This window comes from Protofrankia sp. CiP1_Cm_nod2 (assembly GCF_920664355.1).
Classification (GTDB): Bacteria; Actinomycetota; Actinomycetes; order Frankiales; family Frankiaceae; genus Protofrankia.
On sequence record NZ_CAKKTL010000032.1, the window covers coordinates 1 to 24,501 of the forward strand.

The 24,501-nt window shown below is 71.8% G+C and carries 20 protein-coding genes and 1 pseudogene; 12 read left to right on the forward strand and 9 right to left on the reverse strand.

Translation table 11 applies throughout. The annotated features are described in order from the left end of the window. Positions 1-1,147 (reverse strand): epoxide hydrolase family protein (locus NBW84_RS05600; RefSeq protein ID WP_445548643.1); only part of this gene is annotated, 1,147 nt, incomplete at its 3' end. Positions 1,148-1,892: 745 nt separating this feature from the next. On the opposite strand from NBW84_RS05600, the gene NBW84_RS05605 reads away from it, so the two are divergent. From NBW84_RS05605 to NBW84_RS05615, 3 genes are all read left to right on the forward strand, one after another. Beyond that, positions 1,893-4,082: a malate synthase G gene (locus NBW84_RS05605; protein WP_250282338.1), complete on the forward strand. Its 2,190-nt coding sequence runs from the start codon at positions 1,893-1,895 to the stop codon at positions 4,080-4,082. Between the two features lie 64 nt (positions 4,083-4,146). Then, positions 4,147-5,514 carry an FAD-linked oxidase C-terminal domain-containing protein gene (locus tag NBW84_RS05610; RefSeq protein WP_250282340.1) on the forward strand — a complete coding sequence of 456 codons (1,368 nt, stop codon included), beginning with the start codon at positions 4,147-4,149 and terminating at the stop codon, positions 5,512-5,514. Positions 5,515-5,682: 168 nt separating this feature from the next. Then, the gene (locus NBW84_RS05615) at positions 5,683-7,392 is read left to right on the forward strand and encodes a protein kinase domain-containing protein (protein ID WP_250282343.1); all 1,710 of its coding nucleotides are present in this window, start codon (positions 5,683-5,685) and stop codon (positions 7,390-7,392) included. 118 nt (positions 7,393-7,510) lie between these two features. Here NBW84_RS05615 and NBW84_RS05620 read toward each other — a convergent pair whose 3' ends face one another. Then, entirely contained in the window at positions 7,511-8,860 is a 1,350-nt protein-coding gene (locus NBW84_RS05620) for an FAD-dependent oxidoreductase (protein WP_250282376.1), read from the reverse strand. Positions 8,861-9,763: 903 nt separating this feature from the next. On the opposite strand from NBW84_RS05620, the gene NBW84_RS05625 reads away from it, so the two are divergent. After that, positions 9,764-10,495 (forward strand): metal-dependent hydrolase, encoded by a 732-nt coding sequence (locus tag NBW84_RS05625; RefSeq protein ID WP_445548406.1) that lies wholly within the window; start codon positions 9,764-9,766, stop codon positions 10,493-10,495. 493 nt (positions 10,496-10,988) lie between these two features. Beyond that, positions 10,989-11,804: an alpha/beta hydrolase gene (locus NBW84_RS05630; protein ID WP_250282346.1), complete on the forward strand. Its 816-nt coding sequence runs from the start codon at positions 10,989-10,991 to the stop codon at positions 11,802-11,804. Between the two features lie 86 nt (positions 11,805-11,890). Here NBW84_RS05630 and NBW84_RS05635 read toward each other — a convergent pair whose 3' ends face one another. The 5 genes from NBW84_RS05635 to NBW84_RS05655 are packed head-to-tail and all read right to left on the reverse strand — an operon-like array spanning position 11,891 to position 18,805. Next, positions 11,891-13,318, reverse strand: a complete 1,428-nt coding sequence (locus tag NBW84_RS05635) for a wax ester/triacylglycerol synthase domain-containing protein (protein WP_250282348.1) — start codon at positions 13,316-13,318, stop codon at positions 11,891-11,893. Beyond that, positions 13,315-14,307: an alpha/beta fold hydrolase gene (locus tag NBW84_RS05640; RefSeq protein ID WP_250282350.1), complete on the reverse strand. Its 993-nt coding sequence runs from the start codon at positions 14,305-14,307 to the stop codon at positions 13,315-13,317. Before NBW84_RS05640 ends, NBW84_RS05635 begins: the two co-directional genes overlap by 4 nt. Positions 14,308-14,323: 16 nt before the next feature. Then, a complete protein-coding gene (locus tag NBW84_RS05645) occupies positions 14,324-15,349 on the reverse strand; it encodes an NAD(P)H-dependent glycerol-3-phosphate dehydrogenase (RefSeq protein ID WP_250282353.1) in 1,026 nt (341 codons plus the stop codon). A gap of 1 nt (position 15,350) precedes the next feature. Beyond that, a complete protein-coding gene (locus NBW84_RS05650; RefSeq protein ID WP_250282354.1) occupies positions 15,351-17,324 on the reverse strand; it encodes a lysophospholipid acyltransferase in 1,974 nt (657 codons plus the stop codon). Further along, positions 17,321-18,805 (reverse strand): HAD-IB family hydrolase, encoded by a 1,485-nt coding sequence (locus NBW84_RS05655; RefSeq protein WP_250282356.1) that lies wholly within the window; start codon positions 18,803-18,805, stop codon positions 17,321-17,323. The genes NBW84_RS05650 and NBW84_RS05655 overlap by 4 nt, the downstream gene beginning before the upstream one ends. A gap of 817 nt (positions 18,806-19,622) precedes the next feature. On the opposite strand from NBW84_RS05655, the gene NBW84_RS05660 reads away from it, so the two are divergent. The 5 genes from NBW84_RS05660 (at position 19,623) to NBW84_RS05680 (ending at position 22,677) form a co-directional block, all read left to right on the forward strand. Next, entirely contained in the window at positions 19,623-19,865 is a 243-nt protein-coding gene (locus NBW84_RS05660) for a hypothetical protein (RefSeq protein WP_250282358.1), read from the forward strand. A gap of 161 nt (positions 19,866-20,026) precedes the next feature. Then, a complete protein-coding gene (locus tag NBW84_RS05665; protein ID WP_250282360.1) occupies positions 20,027-20,227 on the forward strand; it encodes a hypothetical protein in 201 nt (66 codons plus the stop codon). Positions 20,228-20,843: 616 nt separating this feature from the next. After that, entirely contained in the window at positions 20,844-21,659 is an 816-nt protein-coding gene (locus NBW84_RS05670; RefSeq protein ID WP_445548408.1) for a class I SAM-dependent methyltransferase, read from the forward strand. Positions 21,660-22,003: 344 nt separating this feature from the next. After that, positions 22,004-22,177, forward strand: coding sequence for a hypothetical protein (locus NBW84_RS05675; RefSeq protein ID WP_250282364.1), 174 nt, complete (start codon positions 22,004-22,006; stop codon positions 22,175-22,177). Further along, a complete protein-coding gene (locus tag NBW84_RS05680; protein WP_250282366.1) occupies positions 22,174-22,677 on the forward strand; it encodes an HtaA domain-containing protein in 504 nt (167 codons plus the stop codon). Before NBW84_RS05675 ends, NBW84_RS05680 begins: the two co-directional genes overlap by 4 nt. Here the strand turns inward: NBW84_RS05680 and NBW84_RS05685 are convergent. Further along, complete coding sequence (locus NBW84_RS05685; protein WP_250282368.1) at positions 22,646-23,206, reverse strand: hypothetical protein; 561 nt, start codon at positions 23,204-23,206, stop codon at positions 22,646-22,648. The genes NBW84_RS05680 and NBW84_RS05685 overlap by 32 nt on opposite strands. Before the next feature lie 208 nt (positions 23,207-23,414). Next, entirely contained in the window at positions 23,415-23,546 is a 132-nt protein-coding gene (locus NBW84_RS24100; protein WP_445548405.1) for a hypothetical protein, read from the reverse strand. 158 nt (positions 23,547-23,704) lie between these two features. On the opposite strand from NBW84_RS24100, the pseudogene NBW84_RS05690 reads away from it, so the two are divergent. Next, positions 23,705-23,917: pseudogene (locus tag NBW84_RS05690) on the forward strand (SAM-dependent methyltransferase); the annotation flags it as partial. 136 nt (positions 23,918-24,053) lie between these two features. Then, positions 24,054-24,449, forward strand: coding sequence for a limonene-1,2-epoxide hydrolase family protein (locus NBW84_RS05695; RefSeq protein WP_250282372.1), 396 nt, complete (start codon positions 24,054-24,056; stop codon positions 24,447-24,449). Positions 24,450-24,501 lie beyond the last annotated feature (52 nt).

A 24,501-nucleotide genomic window follows, 5' to 3' on the forward strand; every position in this document is an offset into this window, starting at 1 on the left:
GCGGCTGGTAGAACTCGTCGGGAAAGACGCTTATAGCAAACGGGACGGAGATGTTCTTGGCGTCGAAGAAGTCCGCCTTGTTCTCCCAGTAGAGACGAGCCGAGGAGACCCCGGTGTTCGTCAGCCAGTAGAGCGTGATGTTGTCGAGGATGTCGTCCCGTGTAAGGTCGCCCGGCGAGTGCCCCTGAACGACCTGTTCTACGAGCCCGGGCTGGCCGGTGCCGTCGCCGTGGTCAAGAACAAACGCCGCCAGATCGACGGGTGAGTCCGCCAGCCCGTACAACGTCTGCGGGCGGGTCGCCATGAGGAGCGCGTAGGCCGCGTGCGTCGCGTAGAAGTTCCTCAGCTGCTCGTAGGCGCGGTTCTCCTCGGCCGAGAGGCCCGATGGCGGCGGGTCGCCGCGCTGGAACGCCTTTGCGAGACCGGCTGGAGCGGTACCGGCCATGTTGGAGTGAATGCCGAGCAGCTCCGGAGCTGCCTGTTCACCCATCGCCTGCGTGACAGCCGCGCCCCAGTCGCCGCCCTGCGCCACGAACCGGGTGTATCCGAGGCGCTTCATCAGCACCACCCAGGCACGTGCGATACGGGCGGGATTCCACCCGGTGGTGGCCGGCTTGCCCGAGAACCCATAGCCCGGCAACGAGGGAATCACCAGATGGAACGCGTCCGCCCCGCTCGCGCCATATGCGGTGGGATTGGTAAGCGGCTCGATGATCTTCAGCTGTTCGATGACCGAGCCGGGCCACCCGTGTGTGACGATCAGTGGCAGGGCGTTCTCGTGCGGGGAGCGGACGTGAATGAAATGAATGTCAAGCCCGTCGATCTCGGTCATGAAGTTCGGCAGGGCGTTCAGTCTCGCCTCGCACCTGCGCCAGTCGTAGTCCGTCCCCCAGTAGCGCGCGAGCTCCTGCACCGTCGCGAGCGGCACGCCCTGCGAGTCGTCGGTGACCGTCTCGCGTTCGGGCCACCTGGTCGCGTTTATGCGCCTGCGCAGCTCGGCGAGCTCCGCCTCCGGAAAACCGATCTGAAACGGGCGGACGGCGGTGTTGTCGACGCCCTTCCGTTCCGCTGCTTCATGAACGGACATCTGCTCCTCCCAAGATTGTGTTGCGCATCGGGGCCACGGTCCGTGACTCGTCTGTGGCACCCGTGCACAATCCTCCCTCGTGCGGGGGCTTCTCGCATCCGCGGGCTTCCCGGTCGACGCCCCGGTTGACGCGTGCTGAGCGCCGCGAGTTCAGCGTGCCTGAAGGTTCTCCGCGGTGAGCTTCCGGCCCGCTGTGAGTGCGAGCCGTAGAGTCGGCACGAGGACCTCGGCAACCCGGAGATCGCCAAGGCGGGGATGGCGGCGGCCGTGGCGGGGGGCTGACAGCCTGGTGAGATGTGGCCGGCAACGGCCGGGCGGCCTCGGGTGAGCAGCCCGGCGGACGGCCGGGCCCGCAGGTGCCCGCACGCGCCCGGGCCAGCCAGCCGGTACGGGCCCCCGCACCAGCCCGGCATCAGGACGGAACAACCAGCTCGATAATTCCTGCAGGATTTTGCCTCGAACAGGTTGACGGGTTCCGGAATGGGGCCGTGATGTGGCAGGCACGGGGATGTCACGGCCGGTAGGTTCTTTCATGACTTCGGTCGTGTCACCATAGATCCTCCGGACCCGGTGGCCACTGATGACCGGCGGCCGGGAGGTGCCGTGGACGTGACGCTCGCCGAGCTGGTCGACGCGCCGCCCGCTGGTGCCGTCGTCGCCGGTCCCGGCCCGCTCGGCATCCTCGGCCCCGGCGCGGTCCTTCCCCGGTTCAGCCCCGGTTCGGCCCCCGGTTCCGCCCCGCCCCTGATCCCGCCCCTGCCTCCGCTCCTGGTTCTGCCCCTGACGACGCGAAAGGCGGCACCTCATGACCGACCGCACCCGGGTGAGAACACTCCAGGTGGCGACCATCCTGTACGACTTCGTCACGTCCGAGGCCCTCGCCGGCTCGGGGCTGGACGCCGGGCGGTTCTGGCGGGGCGTCGAGGAGATCGTCACGGACCTGACCCCCACCAACCGGGCGCTGCTCGCCGAGCGGGACCGGCTACAGCACCGGATCGACGCCTGGCACCGCGCCAACGCCGGGCGTCCGCACGACGCCGACGCCTATCACGACCTCCTCACCGAGATCGGCTACCTGCGGCCCGGCCCGGGCGAGTTCCAGATCTCGACCGGCGGTGTCGACGACGAGATCGCCGCCGTCGCCGGCCCCCAGCTCGTGGTGCCGGTGCTCAACGCGCGCTTCGCGCTCAACGCGGCGAACGCCCGGTGGGGCTCTCTCTACGACGCCCTCTACGGCACCGACGCGATCGCCGAGGACAGCGGGGCCGCGCGCTCCGGCCCCTACAACCCGGTGCGGGGGGCGAAGGTCATCGCCTACGCGCGGGCGTTCCTCGACGAGGTGGCGCCGCTGCGGGCGGGCAGCCACGCCGAGGCGGCCGGCTACACCGTCAGCGCCGGAGAGCTGGTGGTGACGCTGCTCTCCGGCGCGACGACGTCACTGGCCGACCCCGCGCGGTTGCGCGGGTACACCGGTCCGCCGCAGGCGCCCGAGCGCGTCCTGCTCGTCCACCACCGGCTGCACGTCGAGATCCGCGTCGACCGGGCGGGGACGATCGGCGCCGGCGACCCCGCCGGAGTGCAGGACGTCGTCCTCGAGGCCGCCGTCACCACGATCGTGGACTTCGAGGACTCGGTCGCGGCGGTGGACGCCGAGGACAAGGTGGCCGCCTACCGCAACTGGCTGGCGCTCAACCGTGGCGATCTCGCCGCCGAGGTCGTCAAGGACGGCTCGTCGTTCACCCGGGCCCTCGCGCCCGACCGCGTCTTCACCGCCCCCGACGGCGCGGGCGAGCTCCGGCTGCCCGGACGGGCGCTGCTGCTGGTCCGCAACGTCGGGCTCCTGATGACCACGGACGCGGTTCTCGACGGCGCGGGCGAGGAGGTGTTCGAGGGCCTCCTCGACGCGGTCGTCACCTCGCTCGCCGCCCTGCCCGGCCTGCGCGCGGACGCCGAGCGGCCGGGCAGCCGGACCGGGTCGGTCTACATCGTCAAGCCGAAGCTGCACGGCCCCGACGAGGTGGCGTTCACCGTCGCGCTGTTCGGCCGGGTCGAGCGGCTGCTCGGACTGCCGCCCAACACGATCAAAATCGGTCTCATGGACGAGGAGCGCCGCACGACGGTGAACCTCGCCGCGTCGATCCACGCGGCCCGCGAGCGGATCGTGTTCGTCAACACCGGCTTCCTGGACCGCTCGGGCGACGAGATCCACACCTCCTTCGAGGCCGGTCCCGTGGTCCGCAAGGCCGACATGAAGAGGCAGCGCTGGATCGCCGCCTACGAGGACCACAACGTCGACGTCGGGCTCGCCGCCGGCCTGCGCGGCCGCGCCCAGATCGGCAAGGGCATGTGGGCGATGCCCGACCTGATGGCCGACCTGCTCGAGCAGAAGATCGCGCAGCCTCTTGCCGGGGCGTCGACGGCCTGGGTGCCCTCGCCGACCGCGGCGACGCTGCACGCGCTGCACTACCACCGGGTCGACGTCGCCGCCCGCCAGGAGGAGATCGCGGGCCGTAGCCGGGCCGACGTCCGTGACATCCTGCGCATTCCCGTCGGCGACCCGTCGCACTGGAGCGAGACGGACCGCCAGCGGGAGGTCGACAACAACATCCAGTCGATACTCGGCTACGTCGTCCGCTGGATAGACCAGGGGATCGGCTGCTCCAAGGTGCCCGACATACACGACGTCGCGCTGATGGAGGACCGCGCCACGCTGCGCATCTCCAGCCAGCTGATGGCGAACTGGCTGCGTCACGGGGTCATCACGCCCGAGCAGGTCCGCGGGAGCCTCGCCCGGATGGCGGTCGTCGTCGACCAGCAGAACGCCCGGGACGCCAGCTACCGGCCGATGACGCCGGACCTCGACTCCAGCATCGCCTTCCGGAGCGCGGCTGAGCTGATCTTCGAAGGGGCCCGGCAGCCGAACGGTTACACCGAGCTGATCCTCCACCGCCGGCGGCGCGAGGTGAAGGCGCTCACCGCCGTCCCGACCGGCTGACCCTCGCCGCGGTGGAGTCAACCCAGGGTGCGGCCAGTCAGGGTGCGGCGGCCCGGGAGGTGCTGTGGACGTGACGCTCGCCGAACTGGTCGACGCGCTGCCCGCCGGCGTCGTCGTCACCGATCCCGACCTGCTGGAGAAGTACCGTCGCGACCGGGCCGCGGACCCGGCGGCGGGCATGCCGCTCGCCGCCGTGCGCGCCGAGTCGACCGAGCATGTGCAGGCGGCCCTGCGCTGGGCGGCGCGCCACCGGGTGCCGGTCGTCCCGCGCGGCGCCGGCACCGGCCTTTCGGGCGGCGCGACCGCCGTCGACGGTGGCATCGTGCTGTCGACCGAGCGGATGCGGGCGATCGAGGTCAGTCCCCGCACCCGGATGGCGGTCGTGCAGCCGGGCCTGCTCAACACCGAGGTGAAGGCCGCTGCCGCCGCCCACGGGCTGTGGTACCCCCCTGACCCGTCGTCCTTCGAGATCTGCTCGATCGGCGGCAACGTGGCGACGAACGCCGGCGGTCTGTGCTGCGTCAAGTACGGCGTCACCACCGACTACGTACTCGGGCTCGAGGTCGTGCTGAGCGACGGGACGGCGGTGCGCCTCGGCGGCCCGCGGCTGAAGGACGTCGCCGGCCTGTCCCTGACCAAGCTGTTCGTCGGCAGCGAGGGAACCCTCGGGATCATCACGGAGGTGACGCTGCGTCTCCTGCCGGCCCAGCCGCCGTCGAGCACCCTGGTCGCCACGTTCGCCAGCACCCGGCAGGCGACGGCCGCCGTCCTGGCGATCACCGCTGCCCTGCGGCCGGCGATGCTCGAGTACATGGACCAGGTGTCGATCAACGCCGTGGAGGACATGCTCCACATGGGGCTCGACCGCGACGCGGCCGCGATGCTCCTCGCCCGGTCGGACAGCCGCTACCTTGCCGCCGAGCTCGAGATGAGGAGCATGGCCGAGGCGTGCCAGGCGCACGGCGCGACCGAGGTGCTGGCCACCGACGACCCGGCGGAAGGCGAGGCGTTCGTCGTCGCCCGCCGCGGCGTCATCCCGGCGGTCGAACGTCGCGGCACCGTCCTGCTGGAGGACGTCGGTGTGCCGCTGCCCAGGCTGCCCGAACTGGTCGCGGGCATCGAGGCGATCGCCGCCGCCCGCGCCGTGACGATCGCGCTGATCGCCCACGCCGGCGACGGCAACACCCACCCGCTGATCGTCTTCGATCCCGCCGACGCCGCCGCGGCCGCCCGGGCACAGCTCGCGTTCGGCGAGGTGATGGACCTGGCGATCCGCCTCGACGGCACGATCACCGGCGAGCACGGGGTGGGCCGGCTGAAGAAGGCGTGGCTGGCCGACCAGGTCGGCGGTGACGCCCTCGACCTGTCACTGCGGATCAAACAGGCCCTCGACCCACTCGGCATCCTCAACCCCGGCGCGATCTTCCCCTGATCCCGCCCTCTTCCGCTGCCCTTCCGTTGTCCTCTCGCGGGAGAGGTGGGCGGGCCGGTGACTCCGGGCGTCACAGCGCCGGAAACGCTCGTCCCGGATCCGGATCCGGATCCGGGCGGGCCGGGTGGGGCGCGGGGCGGCCTGGGCGGCGATCTAGGCTCTTGGCCCATGAGGGCGGTCAGGGTGGGGGAGTGGCTGGTCGACACCTCCGCTCCGCTGGGCAGCGGAGCGTTCGCGGAGGTTCTGCCTGCCTGGCGGGAGCGCGCGGGGATGGCTGGCGTCCAGCGGGCCATAAAGATCTACAAGGAGGTGGGGGACGGCGAGCGGCAGCGCCGGGCGCTGGAGGAGATCCAGGTTCAGGAGCAGCTGCTGGGATGTCCGTATGTGGTCGCCTATGTCGACGCGTTCCTCGTCGAGGACGGGCTCTACGACGGCGGCGTGGCCCAGGTGATGGAAATGGGTGACGTCTCGCTGGCCAGCCGGCTGGCCAGCGAGCGGCTGCGGCGGATGACGGTCGGCGAGGTCGCCGAGATGCTGGGCGGCGTGGCCGAGGCACTCGACCACATCCACGCGCGGGGCCTCGTCCACGCCGATCTCAAACCCGGGAACATCGTGCGCTGCCGTGGGATCTGGAAGGTCGCGGACTTCAACGCAACCTCCGTCCTGGCCGGCGGCAGGGGACGCGACCAGGGCGGGACACAGGCGTACATGTCGCCGCAACGGCTTGCCGCCGAGGGCCACGGGAGCGTGCGCCGGGAAGACGACATGTGGTCACTCGGTGTCGTCCTTGGCGAGTGCCTGCTCGGCCGGTTACCGCGCCGTCCCGACGGCTCCCCGGAACCGGACGCCGCCGTGCTCGCCGAACGGATCGTCGCGGAACTGAGAAGGGGCGAGGCAGATCACGAGCTGGTCGTCCTGCTCCGGGAGCTGCTGTCGACAGATCCGGCGCTACGCCCGAGAGCGGCGGCGACGGCGCTGCGGCTGCGGGCGCTGGCGCACCGCGCGGCGGAGGAAGGGACCGACCTGGTGCGTTGGTCCGGCCTGGCGTGCAGCAGTTTCGGGAACAGCCATCTTGAGGTGTTCACGGCGGGCCGCCAGGATGGTCTGCGGCACCGTTGGATTGTCCAGGGGTGGAGCGACTGGCACGGGATGGCCGCGCCGTGCGCCGTGCGGGCGATCGCGGTGGGCAGCCCCCGGGAGTTCGAGCAGCACCTCTGGCTGCTCGATCACGAGGGCCGGATCTGGGTGCGCAGCCTCGCGGTCGACCGCGAGACCTACGCGCCCGTCGAGGACTGGTCGGCCTGGCAGCCGTGGCCTGCCCCGGCGGACGGCGTGACCGTCGTCGACCTGGCCGCCACGAACGCGCCATGGGCTCAGCACTGCCTGCTTGCGGTCGACAACCAGGGCCGGGCCTGGTGCAGGCCGTGGAACGCCCACGGCGGCTGGTCGGACTGGTGGGCACTGCCAGACCTGCCCGAGGGCCTTGTCACGGTCCGGGCGGCGACGGGTGCCGCCGGTGTCGGCGCGCTCGACGGCCGAGGCGTCCTCTGGCGCAGCCCGGGGCTCTACACCCGCTCCTGGTACCGGCCGCTGCCCGCGGAACACCCACCCGTCCGCGGATTCGCCCTGCTGCCCGACGACGCGGTGGTCGTGCTGACCGGCGAGGGCGTGGAACTGCGCGCTGGGGGTATGCACACCGGTCCGCTCACGCCCGCGCCCGCCGGCGACTACGTGGCGGTGGACGCGTCCTCCCGCTGGCTCGGGCATCTGGAACTGGTACTCCGCGATCGTGAGGATCGGATCCTGCACACCTGGGCCCATCGATGGGATACCGGCTGGTGGGAATGGCACCCGGAATGGGCCGAGCTGTCGGGATGACTCGACACGGCTGAGCGGGGTCCCGGGCCGAGGCCGGTGAACGGCGCGCTCCGGAGCACTCGCCGCGCTCCACGGCCCTCACCGATGCCGGCGGACCGCGTCGTCCCGGGAGCGGGTCTCAGCGGGTGGGGTAGATGTCGGTCTGTTCGGCCGCGTTGATCGACGACTTCTCCGGGGGCAGGAACCCGAGCTGGACGATCTGCCGGGGGGCGATCACGTCGAGGAGCCAGTCGGCCGCGACCCGGATCGTGTTGGTCCGTCCCGGCAGGGCGTACAGGTGGTAGCCGCGGGCCAGCGCGGCGGCGGGCAGGCCGGACAGGGTGACGCCGAGCGGGTTGGCGACCGCGGCGGCACCGCCGAGGTCGACGACGAAGCCGAGGTCACGGTGCCGGTAGGGCCGGGCGCTGCCGTGGCCGAGGGAGGCCGCGACGGCACGGGCGGCCCCCGCCGCCTCGCGGACCGCGTGCTGCGCGGTCTGCCCGGCGGGCTGGCCGTCACGGGTGGTGTCCGGGACCGCGGCGGCGTCACCGAGCGCGAACACGCCGTCGGCGTCGGGCACCTGGAACTCGCTGTCGACGACCAGCCGGCCCCGCGAGGTGGGCAGGCCAAGGGCGGAGATCAGCGGGCTGGGGGTGATCCCGGCGCACCAGACCACCGTGTGGGTCCGGATTGTGTCACCGTCGGTGAGCCGGGCCCGGTCCGCCGCCACGTCCGACACGGACGTTCCCAGCCGGACGTCGACCTGCCGCGCGGCGAGCAGGTCCATGGACCGGGCGGCCAGGGCGGGCGGCAGCTCGGGCAGCACCCGGGGCGCCAGGTCCAGCAGGATCCAGCGGATGTCGTCGGGGGAGAGGCGCGGGTAGGCGCCGACCGCTCGGCGGGTGAACCGCGTCATCTGCGCGGCCAGTTCGGTCCCGGTGTAGCCGGCGCCGACGACCACGAAGGTGCATCGCGCCCGGCGCCGGTCCGCGTCGGCGCAGGCGTCGGCCTGCTCCAGCTGGCGCAGCACATGGTCACGCAGGTAGACGGCCTCGGCCAGGTTCTTCAGGCCGAGCGCGTGGTCGGCCAGCCCCGGGATGTCCAGGGTGCGGGTCACCGCGCCGGGCGCCAGCACGAGCCGGTCCCAGCCCAGCGTCGTCCGCGACCCGTCGGCCCGGCGGATCGTCACCGTCCGGCCCGCCAGGCCGGCGTCGACGACATGGCCGAGCAGCAGGGTGGTCCGCCGCAGCGCGGCCCTGGTCGCGACCGCGACATGCCGGGGCTCCACCTCACCGGCGCTCACCTGCGGCAACAGCGACGTGTACAGAAGGTGGTCGACTGGCGATACGAGTACGAGGTCGGCCGCGTCCGCCGGTAGGTGGTGTTCCAGGTGCCGCAGCACCCCGAAACCCGCGAACCCGCTGCCGACCACCACCACCCGCGGCGCCCGGGCCGTGGGTTCGGCCGGCTGGCGGGCGGGCCAGGCCACGGTGCGCCCGCCCCGTCGGGATGGCGGCCCACCTGAACGTCCGCGCCACAAAGAGATCAGCTCACCGTTCACCGTATCTTCCTCCGCTGCCCTTCCGGGCTGTCGTGGAAGCCGAGGCCCTCGGTAACCCAGTTCCAGACAGCCGGACGGCCAAACCGCCGCGTCCGCCTGATAGGCAAATGCCAGTTTTACAAATGACAGTTTTACGGAAATTACGGAGAGGTGCGGAGAGGCGCGGAATCAGGGCACGGATGTACGGGGCGGGGTGTTCCGCATGGTCATCGACCTCGACCCGGCCGGCCAGCCGGACGCTCCGAACAGCCCGGAGGATCTTCGCCAGATGGCGTCCGGGCTGGGTGAGCTGCTGTGTGATCTCGGCCTGTACGGGTGGTCGTGGATGGGATCCGCGCTACTTGACCGGTGCTCTACCGGTGCTCTGAAGGTTCGTCACCGACGGGTGGTCGGCCGCCAGCTTGGCCCGCAGCGCGTCGATGAGTCCCTGGTCGTACGGCCCGGGGGACCAGTTCTGCTTCCGCAGCTCCTCGGGGATGGGGCAACGTCCGCCAGTCCGACGCCGCCCTGGCCGGCCGGACAGCGTCGCTGCCAGGTGCTGCGACGCTTGCGTTCCTCACTGTCGATTCCTGCCAGCGCCGGGTGTCCGGCCCGGCTGGCCGGACAGGGCGCCGCGTCCGCCACCGGAGAGCATCACCGCCGCGCGCCACGCCGGCACCACCGGCACCCTGACCGTCCCGCTCGGTATGCGGGTGGATGTCGTGGCGAAGCCGTTGCTGCCCGAGCCGGTGCCGCGCGGCCGCCCGCGGCGCGGTTCCGGCCGGGGGCTGTGAAGATCGACGAGGGGACGGTTTATAGTCCGTCGGTGCCGATCACCGAGGTTGACATTCCATGATGGGGCGGACGCACGTGCTGAGCGGGGCGGTGGTCTGGCTGGCCGCCGCACCCGCGCTGTCCCGGGGGGAGTGGCTGGGCTCGCAGCGGTTGCTGGGCCTGCACACCGGCTCCCTGTCCACGGCCCAGCTGGCCGCCGGCGCGGTGGTGTCCGCGGGCGCGGCGCTGCTGCCCGACATCGACCATCCCAGCGGCCGGATCGCCAACACCTTCGGCCCGGTCACCCGCACGATGTGCAGGTGGATCGGCCGGGCCAGCGGCGGCCACCGGCACGCCACCCACTCGATCCTGTTCGCGCTCGCCATGGGCGTGCTCATGAGCCTGCTGGCCGTCCACGCCGAGTACGCCTGGTGGGCCGCGCTGTTCGTCCTCGTCGGCTTCGGGCTGCGCGGCCTCGGGCTGGACTTCGAGCGGCAGGGGCGCCTGTCCTCCGTCATCGACTGCGTGGTCGCCGGGCTCGCGGTCTTCCTCATGCACGGCCTCGACATGAGCTTCGCCGGCTACGCGGTGGCGCTGGGATGTCTCGCCCACCTGGCCGGGGACTGCCTGACCCCGCGCGGCTGCCCTCTGTTCTGGCCGGTCGGCCGGCGGATGGAGATCCCCCTGATCCCCCGGACGGGCGGCAGGGCCGAGGAGCGGGTGGTCATACCGCTGCTGGCCGTCGCCGCCATCGTCCTCGCCGTATGGACCGTGTCGGACGGGATCGCGTTCCCTCCGCGCACCGGCTGACCGGCGGCGGCCGGTGCTCCTGGGTGACGGATCACCCGTCGGCCGCGGCTGGCGGCTGCCGCGGGCGCCCGCTGTTACCTTCGTCTCATGGATCTCGCGAGAGCCGGGGCCGCTCACGGCGAACTGGTTGACTTATGATTTTTTGGCTCCATCACTTTTTGATCAATTGAATTTCTGGTTATATCGTTCTATGGTCAATCAGCGGGTGACCGGGGGCTCACTCCCGCGTGAGGCTCTGTCGCGTCTCGGACGCACTGCCGCGGAGGGTTGACATGATCTCCGCGGACGTCACGGGAGATGACGCCCTTCAGCCGCTTCGCGACGGCCACCGGGGAACGGCGCACGGATGGCAGCCGGCCGGGCCGGCGTCCCCCGGGCTCCCCGGGCCGGCTGGGCTGGCTGGCGAACCGCCCATGACCGCCATCGGCGGAAGAGACGGCAGAAGACAGACGTTCCGGCCGCGCGAGCTCGCGCGCCGCGAGGAGGCAACGGCATGACCAGCTCTGACACGATCACCACTCTCGCGGGCAGCCACGGCGCGCTCGCGCTGCACCACTGGAGCGCGCAGGACCCGTCGTTCGTCGTGCTGCTGGCCCACGGGTACGCCGAGCACGCGGGCCGCTACGACCACGTGGCGCGCAGGCTCAGCGACGCCGGCGGCGCGGTGTACGCGCCCGACCACATCGGGCACGGCCGTTCCGATGGCGAGCGCGGGCACGTCGAGCTGCTCGAGGACATCGTCACCGACCTGGGCACGGTCGCGAAGCACGCCACGGCGGAGCACCCCGGCCTGCCGGTGGTCCTCGTCGGCCATTCGCTGGGCGGCATCGTCTCGGTACGGTACGTGCAGCGCGCCGCCGGCCCGGTGGACGTGCTGGTGCTCTCCGGCCCGGTGATCGGCGGTAACCCGGCGATCTTCGCCCTCCTCGACCTGGACCCGATTCCGGACGTTCCGCTCGATCCGGCCGCGCTCTCCCGCGATCCCGCGGTCGGCGCGGCCTACGCGGCGGACCCGCTGATCTACCACGGCCCGTTCCACCGTGAGTCACTGCAGACCCTCAAGGACGTCGTCGCCACGATCGCGGCCGGCCCGGGCCTCGGGGACCTGCCCACGCTGTGGATACACGGCGAGCTCGACCCGCTGGCCCCGCTCGCCGAGACCCGCACGGCGTTCGAGCACATCGGCGGCTCGGACCTGCGGCAGAAGGTGTACCCGGGAGCCCTGCACGAGATCTTCAACGAGACGAACTCGGACGAGGTTCTCGACGACGTCGTCGCCTTCGTGCGGGAGGCCCTGCCCGTCCGGTGACACGGCGGATGCCGCCGGCACCGGACGGGGCCGGCGGCATCCATCCCGCGGGTCAGCGCCTGCGGGCCCGCACATCCCGCGGGCCCTCACAGCTCGTAGGCCAGGTCCAGCACCTCGTCGAAGCCGTCGCGCAGATATGACGCGAAGACCTTCTCGTCGTCGATCACGTCGGGGTTGGCGTTGATCCCCACACAGCAGGTGCCCTCGTAGGACAGCATGGTCACCATCGCGGCCACTCCCGGCCGTGGGCCCATCGGGTAGACCCGCAGCACGCGGGCGCCGGCCAGGTAGAGGCTGCGCCCGATGCCGGCGAGGTTGGAGGCCTGCAGGTCCGAGACGGTGGTCATGCTGCCCGCGATCTCGATCAGCAGGGCGCGGGGGAGCCGTCCGAGCACCGGCGCGATGAGGTCGAGGAACCCGATCGCGGGCTCGGTGCGGGCCGTCGCCACGGCGGCGCGGATCGCGGCGATCCGTACCCGGGGGTCGGGATCGCCCACCGGGACGGCGAACCGGGCCCCGGCGAACCGGTTGCCGCCCATCGGGTCGTTGTCGGTGCGCAGGCTCACCGGCATGCCGATCGGTATCTGGTCGACGACGACGTCGTGGTGCTCGTGGAACCGGCGGAACGCGCCCAGCAGCGCGGCCAGGAACGCGTCGTTGACGGTGCCGCCCGCGGCCCGTCCCGCCGCCTTGAGCCGTTCGAGCGGCACGTCGTGGGCGATCAGCCGGTAGCCGGTGCCGTCGTCGTTCAGCACGGGCGACCGCTCGACGTCGGGCGGGGCCAGTACGCGGCGCAGCGACGCCCCGAAGCGGACCGTGTCGACGGCCGTGCCGACCGGGTCGGCGGCGACCCGTCCGAGCGTCCGCACGGCGCCCCGGGCCACCGAGCCCGCGGCCCCGGCCAGGACGCCCGGCAGCCGCCCGGCCAGCAGCGAGACGGGTGTCTCCACCGGCCGCGGTGGCGGGAGCGGGCTTGTGTCGGGCTCCTCCCGCTCGGGGCCGCGCCCGTGGGTGAGGCTGAGCAGCTGGATCAGCCCGAGCCCGTCGGTCAGGCTGTGGTGCAGCTTCAGCAGGTAACCGGCGCGGCCGTCGCGCAGGCCGGTGACGAGTGTCGCCTCCCACGGCGGCCGGTTCGGGTCGAGCGGCCGGGCCGCCGCGGCGGCGGCGAGCTCGAACAGCTCACTGTTGGAGCCGTCGCCGGGCACCCGGATCCGCTGGAGGTGGTAGTCGAGGTCGAAGTGCGGGTCCGGCGACCACGCCGGAGGCACGAGCGGCAGCAGCGGATCGATCACCCGCTCGCGTAAGCGAGGCACCCGCAGGGTGAGCCGCTCGTGGGCCGCACGCAGACGCTCCCACTCCGGGGCCCGGTCGAGGATCTCGACCAGAACCCCGGTGGAGCGGGTGCGCAGGTCGCCCTCCGCACGCCACATCAGCGCTTCCCACCAGCTCATGTCCGCCGGGCCGCCCCAGCTCGAGCGGGCGGCGCCGAGGCCCGGGGGGCTGTGGCCGGTCACAGGGCCGCTCCCTTGGGTCCGGCCGGCACCCTCGTCTGGTCCAGGGAGCTCGTCTGGTCCACGGGGACGGTCTTCGGTCTCGGCTGGTCCACGCCGGCGGCGACCTCGAGGATCTGCCCGGCGATCGTGGCGGGCTCGTCGTACATCGGGACGTGACCGATGCCCGGCTGATGGATCAGCCCGGCCTCCGGCAGCCGTTCCAGTATCGGCACGCCGAAGTGCTCGAAGGGGATGACACGGTCCGGCTGCGCCCACACGACCCGTATCGGGTAGTCATGGTCGGCGGGCAGCGGCTGGAGGTAGGAGCGCGGCAGGGTGCGTAGGAGCGGGTCGACGGCGGGGGCGTGGGCGCTGGCCCGGATGGTCAGGGCCACCGCCTGCGGGTCGACCCGCTCGGGGTGTGCCACCTGCGTCGCCAGGAGCAGGCGGCGCAGCAACGGGTTGCCCGCGATCAGGTCCGCGTACGCCGAGTAGCGTGCCAGCGTGGCCACGGACAGGCGGATACCCAGTGCCACCGCGGCGATCCGGCGTTGTGAGGTCCACGCCCCGGCCGGGCTGAACAGCACCAGTGAGCTGGCGCGGCCGCGGCGGGCCAGCTCGATGGCGATCCAGCCGCCGAGGGAGTTGCCGACGATGTGCGCGCGGCCCCAGCCGGCCCGGTCGAGCTCGGCCTCCACCCCGTCGACGAGCACGTCGAGCGTGACCGGGACGCCGGGCGGGAGTGGCTCCCCGCCGCCGTGGCCCAGCAGGGTCGGGGCGAGGACGTCGTGGTGCGGCTCCACCAGCGGCAGCACCGGGTCCCAGGCGCGCCACGTACCACCGACACCGTGCAGCAGCAGCAGGGGCGATCCTGATCCGGCGCGGTACCGGGGCGCGGGGAGCTGCGGTGGCTCCTGGTCACGCACCGCCTGGGACAGCCGTCTCCGCAGCAGCGCCGCGGAGACGGCACCGCCCGTGGCCGCCACGATTCCCCACTTCGTATTTACCATGACTCACCCTTCAGCTTCACCAGCTCGTCCCCCTCACCTCGTGGCCAGGGGCCTGTTTCAGCAGCCCGCGATAGGCGTCGCGGGCCGTCGAGCCATGGTTGACCACAGCGTCGACCTCGCGTGCGATCGGCAGCTCGACGCCTGCCCCGGCCGCGAGCCGCATGACGACGCTAGCGCTACGTACCCCCTCGGCCACCTGTTTCATCCCGGCCATCGCCTGGGCGATCGTCTGGCCCCGGCCGAGCGCCTCGCCGACGCGCCGGTTGCGGCTGAGTGGGCTCGTGCAGGTCACGATGAGGTCTCCGGTGCCCGCCAGGCCGTAGAACGTGACGGGCTCGCCGCCCATCGCCTCGCCGAGCAGCGTCATCTCCCGCACCGCCCGGGTGATCACCATCGCCTTGGTGTTGTGGCCGGCGCCGGCGCCGTCGCCCATGCCCGCGGCGATGGCGAAGACGTTCTTCAGCGGCCCGCACAGCTCGGCCCCGATGACGTCGGTGGTGGAGTAGATCCGGAAGCGGGACGTGCGGAACAGGTCGGCCAGCTGGGCGGCGGCGTTCATGTCCGGCATCGCGAGCGTCGCCGCGGCCGCGTAGCCGTCGAGAATCTCCCTGGCGATGTTCGGCCCGGCGAGCACACCCGCGGGATGCCCGGGCAGGACGTCAGCGACGATCTCGGTCATCCGCCGGTCGGTCTCCTGCTCGAGCCCCTTGACCAGGCTGACCACCGGCACCCACGGCCGGGCGTACGGCGCGGCCTGCTCCAGGATCGTACTGAACCCGTGCGAGGGCACCCCCATCACGATCGTGTCCGCGTCGACCACCGCCTCTTCCAGCGATGTCGTCGCGTGCAGGGCGTCGGGGAGGACCGCGTCGCCGGTGTAGCGGCTGTTGCGCTGGTTCTTCTCGATATCGTTCACTACGTCGGACGACCGGGCCCAGATCGTGGTCGTCGCGCTGCGGGAGAGGATCGCGGCCACCGTGGTGCCCCAGGACCCGGCCCCGATGACAGCGATCCGCGGCGCTCTACGACGTAGGTATCCCACATCAGCCTCCGATCCCGTCGGAAACGCTCCGTAGCGATGGCTGCGGCTCGGGCGCCACCACCGTGCGCGTCATGCCCAGCGTCGTGATCTCCTGCGATGCCCTCGGCTCGGGCGGTACCACCGCGGACGTCGCGCCCAGTACCGCGATCTCCTGCACGTCGTGCAGGACGCGGTCGAGCTGGACCGCGAGCGCGCGCCGCCGGGTCACCAGCTCGTGCGGGCTCGCGCCGGGCTCGAGCAGGCCGCGGTGGCGGGCCATCTTCAACGCCGTGCGGAACATCTCCGCGGACACCGACTCCTCGCTCGCCACCCGACGCTGCATCGCCCACTGCCGGCCGAGGTCCAGGCAGTCGGCGAGGAAACGCTCCTCGTCGAGCTCGGCGGCGTCGTCGTCGAGCACCAGCTGCTCGGCGACGATCCGGTAGGCGTCGATGAACGGCCGCAGGACCAGATGCGCCACCAGCGGCGCCGCGTCGCGCAGCCAGCGCTCGGCGTCGGCCGGGCTGATCTCGGCCGGGCGCGCCCCGCCTGCCATGATCGCGACTTCGCTCCACAGCTCCTCGGCGAACTCCGCGCGCGCGGCGAAGAAGAAGTCGAACTTGAGCAGCTCCCGCAGCTCCAGCGCGTCCTCCCAGGCCATCCGCAGCGTGCCGCCCTTGTGCCGGGCGAGCGAGAGCAGCGCCAGCTCGGCGATGGCCCGCACGAGCAGCACGTGCACGGCGCTGTTGCGGTACACCGCGGCCACCAGATGCTGGTCGGCGCCCATGCCCCACACCGTCTCCGGCCCGCCGGCGAAGCAGGTCAGCACGCCCGAGCTGACAAGGTCCTGCAGCGTGCGCCGCACCGTCGAGCGGTCGGTCAGGTCGGACGCGGCGGCGACCGGCCATCCGCGCCGGCTCAGGTACCGCGCGAGTGGGGCCACCGTCGCGCAGACCTCGTCGAGCGTCAGCGCCCGGTCGGCGCCCAGCATGGCGACGCAGACGGCCGCGGTCGCGGTCACCGGCGTGGTGCGGTTGATGCGGTGGCACACCTCCAGCGCGACCCGTTCGACGAGCTGTCCCTCCTCCACCCCGTCGACGCGGTAGGCCTGCAGCCGCTCACGCAGCGGGATCGGCGTGCCGAAGTCGATGTGGATGCCGCCGAGCCGTGCCTTCAGGCCGCGCGCGTACCCGATCAGCCAGCGCAGGTCCTCCGGCTGCTTGGCGGTGCCGCGCGCCTCCTGGGCCATCCGCGCCACCTCGTGCAACGGCAGCTGGTCGTAGATGATGGAGACCGGCACGACGAGCGGGTCCGCCAGTTCGGACGACGCCACCGCGTCGCTGACGTAGCGCAGGAGCCCGTGGCGCGGAGGGCGCAGCTTCCCGGTCCGCGTCCGTCCGCCCTCGATCGACCACATCAGGTTGACCCCCGCGGCCACCATGTGCCCGACGTAGGAGCGCAGGGCGAGCCGGTAGACGGGGATGTCCGCCGTGGCCCGCCGGACGTGGACCATGCCGATCCGGCGGGCGATCGTGCCGAGCGGGAAGAAGTTCAGGTTGGCGCCCGCCAGACCGTAGGGGGGGTCGAGGCGGGCCCGCACCAACAGCGGAGGCAGGGCGAACTCGTCCAGGTACGACCGGTGCGAGATGAGAAAGATCAGCGAGTGGCGCCGGTCCAGCCGGCGCAGCTCGGCGAGCGCGTTGTCGTCGGTGAGGATGTCGTACCCGCGCACCATCCAGCGCGCGAAGCGCTCCCACGTACCGGCGACCACCGGGTCGTGCACCGCGGACATCTCGCGCAGGTAGCCGGCCGCCTCCGCGCGCACGGCCTGCTCGTCCTTGCCGAGCCGCCTGGCCAGGCTGTCGAGCGCGCTGAGGAACCCCGGGCTGGTGAGCAGCGCGGCGACCACGGGCGGGTCGCCTGCCCGCAGCTCGCCGGGGGCCGCCCCACCGGGCCGGGGCACCAGGTCGCGGGCTGTCTCGATGGCGTGGATCATCGCAGGCTCCCGGTCATGTCCTCGGCGGGCTCCGCGCTGACGGTGCCGGGCCAGTGATCCAACGTCTCGACATAGAGGTCATGCACACGGACGGCCGCCGCGTCGATGTCGGCGCGGGTCCAGCCCTCGGTGGGGATCGGGGGCAGGACGGCCACCTCGATCCGGCCCTCCCGGGCCGTGCGGGCGTTGCGCCACATGATCTCTCCCGCGTTGCGGATGACGATCGGCACGATCGGCACCCCGGCGGCCGTGGCCAGGTGGAAGGCCCCTTTCTTGAACGTGCCCACCCGCGGGGTGAACGACCGGGTGCCCTCCGGGGCGATGACCACCGACGTGCCGGAGTGCAGCATCTCGACCGCCGGCCCCAGCGCCGAGATCGCCTTCGCCGAGTTCCCCCGGTCCACGAACGCGACCCCGGCCAGCCCGAACAGGGTGCCCACCACTGGCACCCGCCGCACCTCCGCCTTGGCCACCGCGGTGAACCCCCGCCGCAGCACGCGGGAGGTGACCACGAAGTCGACCAGCGTGCTCTGGTGGTTGATGAGGAACACCGCCGGGCGGTGCGACCACGCGTTGTGCTCGCCGACGACATCGACGCGGATGTTGCCCAGCACGGACGCGACGTCCCCGAACAGCGACGTCATCAGGTCGACGCCGTAGCGCCGGTCGCGGGCGAGCACCCCCGCCACGATCCCGGCCCCCGCCGTGGCGAACAGGCTGCCGAACATGGCCGCGGTCCGTACGGCGGGCAGCGGGTCGAGCTGGTTGTGCTTGCGGGTGAACTCCAGCGGGGGCCATTCCCGCCGCCGCGCCTCGGCGGCCAGCACCGGCTGCGGGTTCACCGGATGCGGGTAGCCGGCCGCGCCGAGGAAGGGCACGTCCTCGTCACCGTTGGCGTACGCGTGACTGATCGCGAGGTCGATGCCGTACTCGGCGGCGAAGGCGGTCACCGCGGCGAGCTTCCCGTCGCCCCACAGGGCACGGCCGGCGACACGTCCCGTGACGACGCCGCCCTCCTCCTCCAGTTCGGTGCACAGGACGTGCTCGACGCCCAGCTCATCGGCCATCGGCTGGACCTGTAGACGGGTCGCCGACGTGGCGATCACCACGGTGTGGCCCTGGCTGAGGTGGGTCCGGACCAGCCGCCAGGCGCTGTGGAACAGCGAACCGGCGATCTCGCTCGCGAACAGCTCACGGCCGAGGGCGAGCAGCTCCTCCTCGGTGCGTCCGGCCCAGCCGCGCATACCGGTCTCCAGGAGCGAGGTGAAGCCCGCCTCGTCCAACGGCCCGCGCACGGCGGCCAGCGCGATCCGTAGCAGCTCGTCCGGGCCGACATCGAAGCTGCGCAACCGTCGCGCGTAGAGTGCCCGCGCGGAATAGCCCTCGATGAGGGTGCCGTCGAAGTCGAAGAACGCACCCACGTGCGGGCCCTTCGGGCCGTGGCGGATCGCCTCCATCAACTCGTCGACCGGGGCGCTCATCGTCCGTAGCCGAGTGCCGGGCCGAGGCGGCCGCCGCCGGGGTGTGAACTCTTGCGGATGACATAATGAATCATCGAGGCCGTCCTGGATTGGGCGCGGTTCAGCGTCTGCGTGGCCCGGCCGCGGAGTGGATCGCGCACACGCACTTCGTTCCTGTCTTACAACGGTTCTTACAGCGGTCAGAACGAAATGGCAATGCTGTGTCCGATCCTGGTGACAGACGCCCTATGGACTTTGTTTGTCAAGTGATCCGTTGTCGATCTTGGGCGTGCCGTGGTCGGGCGGTGTGTTCGTCGCGAGGCGTATGAAGTCGTCACATTTTGGTCATATCGCGCCTTTTTGGATGATTTTCCCGGGAAGGGGGTTCGGGTGCCGAGATCGCGGCCGCCGCGCGCGGCCGGGTCCCGCCGGCGGACGACGGGGGCTCCGCGGGCCGGCCGCGCCCCCGCCGCGGTACACGTAGCGTTGCGGACGATCTACGGCGTGCCCTGGGCGGCCTGCTTGCGGTCGCAAGCGGCTGCAAGCAGGCCGCCCGGCCGATGCGCAGGCCGGGCCGGGGGGCCTGCCGGGCCATCGGGACAGCCCTCGGCCGCTGGGCCCGGCGCGCTCACCTGCTTCCTGGCCGCGTCGGCCGCGGCCGTGCCGCCCCGGTGCCGGACCTGGTCCTGGAGCGCGGACGTCTCCTGTGTCCCACCGCCGAGCGGCGGGGCCAACCGGCCGCCGACACGGCGGGTATGACTCCGCGACACCGCCGTCCACCACTCCGGCCAGGGCGGCCGGTATCTTTTTCGAGAATTCGCCGCACCGTGCGCGGCCCATGGCGTACGACGTTCCGCCGGAACGGCCGGGGCTGCTACGACAATGCGGTCGGCGGGCCGTTCTTCGCCATCCGGAATGGGAGATCCTCGACCACGCCCGTTTCGTCACCCATCCCGGGGCCGGCGCCGCCCTGTTCGACTTCGCCGGGCGCCGTAACCGGCGGCGCCGCCATTCGGCCAATGGATACCCCGGCCCGCACGGCTACGAAAACCGCTATCACGGTTACGTTAAGATCGTATAGCCGTCGAAGTTCCGGGGTGTGAACCAGGCCGGGGCGGTTTCGGGAACGGCTGTCTCGGCATCGCGGCCTCCGCCGGCACACACCAGTGGATCAGCGCTGTCCGCCGGAGCGGGCAGCCACGGTGGAGGTGGAGCGGCAGGCGGAGCGGCGGAGGTGGCCGGGTGGCGGGCGGAATTGGTGCCGGCGCGACAGTGCGGTCGGCGGTGTTCGGCCCGTTCGGCCCGTTCGGCCCGTTCGGCCCGTTCGGCCCGTTCGGCCCGTTCGGCTGGTTCGGCTGGTTCGGCTGGTTCAGCCTGTTCGGCGAGCACGACGGGAGCGGAGCCGCCGCGGCGGTGGCCGGCGGGACGCAGGCGCACCGTTAAAAAGGGAATACGGGCATAACGTACGGATATTTCAATACAGGCTGTATCGGGATCGGTTCCTGGTGTGACACACCATCGGGGCCTGTACACGGGGGCCGCTCCCGGTAGCTGTCCGTCAGCCCGGATAGTGGCAGGCGGCCCGGCGGCCGGCAGCCACCGGGCGCATCGCCGATTCCTTGTCGGTGCACCGGCCGTGGGTATACGGGCGGCGGGTCCGGAGCCGGCACCCGCTCGGGGCCGCGGTGGTGACGAGGGCTCGTCGGGCCCGCCGCCCTGCTTGCTGGGAGGCGGGCCGGGAGCTTGCCGCCGAGTGTCGGGACCGCCTCGAGCGGGGCCCGGTCGCGGGGATGGCGGGACGCGCACAGAGCTCGTCCGTGGGCGCGGCCTGGTCTCCTCCCCAGGTGCCGCGAGCTCGTAGCTCTTCCCAGGCTATGTATATGGCCCAGCCGGCTATATGGCCCAGCCGGTCGCTGACCTGCCTGGCGACGGCGGGGTCATGGGCGCCGCGCTGCTTGTCGGCTACGTCGTGTACGCGCTGCGGGCCCGGGGCGCGGTCCGCACCTCCTCGGGCCGGCGGTTGCCCTCGGGCCGGCAGCCCGGCCGGCCGGTAGCATGGGTGCCCGTGCCGGAGCTGCACCTCACGGGTGCGAGGGCCACGCTGCTCGCGACGTTGTACGGCAGGGCGCTCGACGCCGAGTCGCCCCGTTCCGTCCTGCACGACACGATGGCGCTGGAAACCGTCCGACGGATCGATTTCGACTTCACCAGGACGGGGCTGCGGCGCGGCGAGCACACCGCCGTCGCGCTGCGGGCCCGGCACCTCGACGGGTGGACCCGCGAGTTCCTCGCCGCGCATCCGGCGAGCACCGTGTTGCATCTGGGCTGCGGCCTGGACACCCGGGTCCACCGCGTCGATCCTGGCCCCGGCGTGCGGTGGTTCGACGTGGACTATCCCGACGTGATCGACCTGCGCCGGCAGATGTATCCGCCGCGTGGGGGGTACGAGACGGTCGGCTCGTCCGTCACCGACCCGTCCTGGCTGGCACGGGTGCCTGGTGATCTGCCGGTGCTGGTGGTCGCCGAGGGCCTGACGATGTATCTCAGGCAGGACGAGGGCGAGGCGCTTGTCCGACGGATCGTGGGCCATTTCCCCGGCGGCCAGTTCGTCTTCGACGGGTTCAGCAGGCGTGGCATCCGGATGCAGCGGTTCAACAGAGCGATCCGGGCCGCGGGGGCAACCGTCTCGTGGGGCATGGACAGCTGCGCGGAGCTCGAGGCGATCGATCCTCGGCTGCGGTGCGTGACAGCCAGCGGCGCTTTCGATATCGATGGTTACGATAAGCTTTCAGATGGATACCGTCTGCTGGCCGGGGTGGCGAGGCTGGTCCCCGCGCTGAGGAGGATGGCGGTCTTCTACCGACTGGAGTTCTGACGGGCGCCGCCGCCCCGGCGGTGCCATCCGGCCCGGCGGCCGTACCGCGTGGCCACCCGGTCGCTACGCTCACTGTGAGCAGATGCTACGGACAGGTGCCACGATCCTGTCTGGGCCTCGGGCGGACAGCCGCGAGGTGCTGGCCGGGAGCATGGATGCGGAGGCGGTCGAGGCGATGGTGACCGCCGGTACTGCCCCGCGTCCGGAACATTGCTTTCCGTGATCGACGTCGGATGTTGCTGATCAGTTTCGTACCGTCTGGAGCCTCACTGCCGAAGGGAGCCCGGGGCATGGAATTAGGTGATCTCGCTGAGCGTCCGGCGACGCCGGCGCGTCGGACCGCTGTGCCTGAGGACGGGAGGGACAGCCTTGAGCCGCCGTCCCGGTACGGCTACCGCGCCGGCGCCCGCCTCGGCGAGCGGTACCTCGGCCTGCTGGCCGGCGGCCGTGTGACGGACGTGACGGAGAGGTCGTCGTCGGGGCGGCATGGCGTCGGGCTCCACGGGGTGGCCCGGTGAGCGCGGCGGAGCCCCTGCTCGGCCTGCGGTGGGGGATCAAGGCGACCTTCCTCACCTACATCGCCCGGATGCCCGACGGCCAGGGCAGCGCCAGCGACGGCGCGCGGTCCGTCGAGAACGACGAGTTCGTCTTCGAGCCGGATCCGTCGGCCACGGCGCCCGAGGGCGTCGACGGTTTCTGGGCGTTCCGTGGCGACGTCCGTTTCCAGGGCCATTTCGGGCTGCTGTACGTGCGGATCGCCGACCCGCACGTGGTGCTGCGCGGCACGCAGGCCGAGCTGAACGTCGTCGACCCGTCCGAGCCCGGGACGAAGCCGAGGATTCCCCTGGTGCGGTTCGTCCCGCGGCCCGGCGCGGCACCGTCCGGCCTGCGGACCTGGGAGGCCGAGGACGTGCGGCTGCTGGCCGAGGGCGCCGGGCTGTTCAACAACGTGTACTCCATGGGCGAGCCGTTCGAGCCGCTGACCATCACCCTGCCGGCCTCACCCCAGGCGGGGTGAACTCGTGTAGCCAGTCCCGCCGGGGAGAACCCGGCAGCCAGCCCGGCGCGGGAGGGCGGTGTGGCGTGCGGGCGCGCAGCCGCCCGCCGCGTTCCTCGACCGCGCCGGTACGCCGCATCTCCGCGAGCAGGTCGGCCGCCAGCGTCTCGGCATCCGTGTCGAACACCTTGCTCGCATGGTCGACGAGCCACGGCTGCCGGGTCAGATAGATGTCGACGTCGTCCAGCGGGATGCCGTCACGGATCATCAGGGCGAACGCGAAGATGCGCTTGCAGGCGTGCCAGCCGGCGCGCTGCGGGTCCGCGCGCATGCGCTCGTACCGTGCGTGCGCCGCCGCGAAGGTGGCGGGCGGGTCGAGGATGGGGCCGCCGGCCGTGGCCAGCGTGTCCTCGATGCGCGAGGTGTCGCTGCCGAACCCGGAGTCGAAGATCACGCGGGATCCGTCACTGGTCGCGATCACGTTGGGGCTGGGGAAACCCACCGCCAGGAAGTGCAGCCAGCCAGGTATGCGCAGGGAATCTGACGGCACGGCGTTCCCCCTTCGGCAGCGACGTCGCCTTCGGCCCTCCCGTCCACTCCGGGCCCGTGACATCCAGGCTCGGGCACCCAGCGCAGACGTCCAGGCTCGGGCATATCTGCTTGGATGGCCGATAGTTGGACATCAAAACAATAATGGCTGATCATGCCACATGGAAGGTCCGCCGGCCGGCCGACAGGATCGGCGGCCAGGGGCCGTGTCAGGCGTGCAGCAGGGTGATGGTGCGGCCGGCGGGGCTGGTCGTGGTGGTGATGGTGGTGCGTTCGGTGAGGCGCCGGATCCGCTCGACCGGGAGGAGCCAGGGGTCGGCCAGCGCCGCGGATCCGGCCACCGCCTGGATCCGCTCGACCGGGAGGAACCTGGTCTGGAACAGCTTGTACGTGGTGCCCCGGCCGTGGGGCGTCGTCGCCCGGGATCGCCTATAGGCTCGGTGACCAGGCCGTGGCAGACAGAGGCCCCGTTTGGCCCGTGGCCCGGTGAGCCGGACTCGACGGGAGCGGGCGGGCTCGGCTGGTCCGTAGCCGGCACCGTTATATATGGCCGGCCGAGCTTGACCTCATGGCCGAGCTGGCCGGGTTCGAGCTGGAGTCCGGACACACCGACTGGCGCGGGGCCGAGTTCACCGCCGAATCCCGGTCCCACGTGTCCGTCTACCGCCTGCCGTCTCCTGGTGGGCCGCTGGATCCGGTCGCGGCGATCTGACCGCGGCGACGGCGCCTACCGCGTCCACCGCTCACCGTCATGAGCGCATGTCCCATGTGGGCATCCGGGTCTCGACCGTGAAATGCTCTCCCTCGGAGACCGGCCACCCTCTTCGAGAACCAGGAGTCAGTCAAGAATGAGCCACATCACCGCCGTCGAGAACTTCTTCAAGCGCTGGAGCGTCAGCTACGAGGAGCTTCTCGCCTCGTTCACCGACACCTTCACCGCCGACACGCCCTGGCTCGCCGCCCCCACCGTCCCCGAGACTCACGGCCCGGCGGAGGCCATCGCCTTACTCGAGCAGTTCCGGGCCGGGTACAACCTGGCGACCATACAGGTTCACATAAAGCGGATCGGGCAGACCGGCGACGTCGTCTGGACCGAGCGGGTCGACGACGTCAAGGACGCCGACGGCAACCTCGTCGTCTCGATCCCCGTCGCCGGTGTCCTGACACTCGACGACGACGGAAAGATCACCAGCTACCGCGACTACTGCGATCTACAGGAACTACAGGCGAAGGCCGCCGCCTGATATCGTCCGCATAACACTTGCATACCATCTGATACTGTCTGAATACCACGGT

What these genes read in the sequence shown, in the direction of transcription:
- NBW84_RS05605 (WP_250282338.1), top strand. Translation starts at nt 1,893, where the DNA reads ATGACCGACCGCACCCGGGTGAGAACACTCCAGGTGGCGACCATCCTG.
- NBW84_RS05615 (WP_250282343.1), top strand. Translation starts at nt 5,683, where the DNA reads ATGAGGGCGGTCAGGGTGGGGGAGTGGCTGGTCGACACCTCCGCTCCG.
- NBW84_RS05625 (WP_445548406.1), top strand. Translation starts at nt 9,764, where the DNA reads ATGATGGGGCGGACGCACGTGCTGAGCGGGGCGGTGGTCTGGCTGGCC.
- NBW84_RS05630 (WP_250282346.1), top strand. Translation starts at nt 10,989, where the DNA reads ATGACCAGCTCTGACACGATCACCACTCTCGCGGGCAGCCACGGCGCG.
- NBW84_RS05640 (WP_250282350.1), bottom strand. Translation starts at nt 14,307, where the DNA reads ATGGTAAATACGAAGTGGGGAATCGTGGCGGCCACGGGCGGTGCCGTC.
- NBW84_RS05650 (WP_250282354.1), bottom strand. Translation starts at nt 17,324, where the DNA reads ATGATCCACGCCATCGAGACAGCCCGCGACCTGGTGCCCCGGCCCGGT.
- NBW84_RS05655 (WP_250282356.1), bottom strand. Translation starts at nt 18,805, where the DNA reads ATGAGCGCCCCGGTCGACGAGTTGATGGAGGCGATCCGCCACGGCCCG.
- NBW84_RS05660 (WP_250282358.1), top strand. Translation starts at nt 19,623, where the DNA reads ATGGCGTACGACGTTCCGCCGGAACGGCCGGGGCTGCTACGACAATGC.
- NBW84_RS05695 (WP_250282372.1), top strand. Translation starts at nt 24,054, where the DNA reads ATGAGCCACATCACCGCCGTCGAGAACTTCTTCAAGCGCTGGAGCGTC.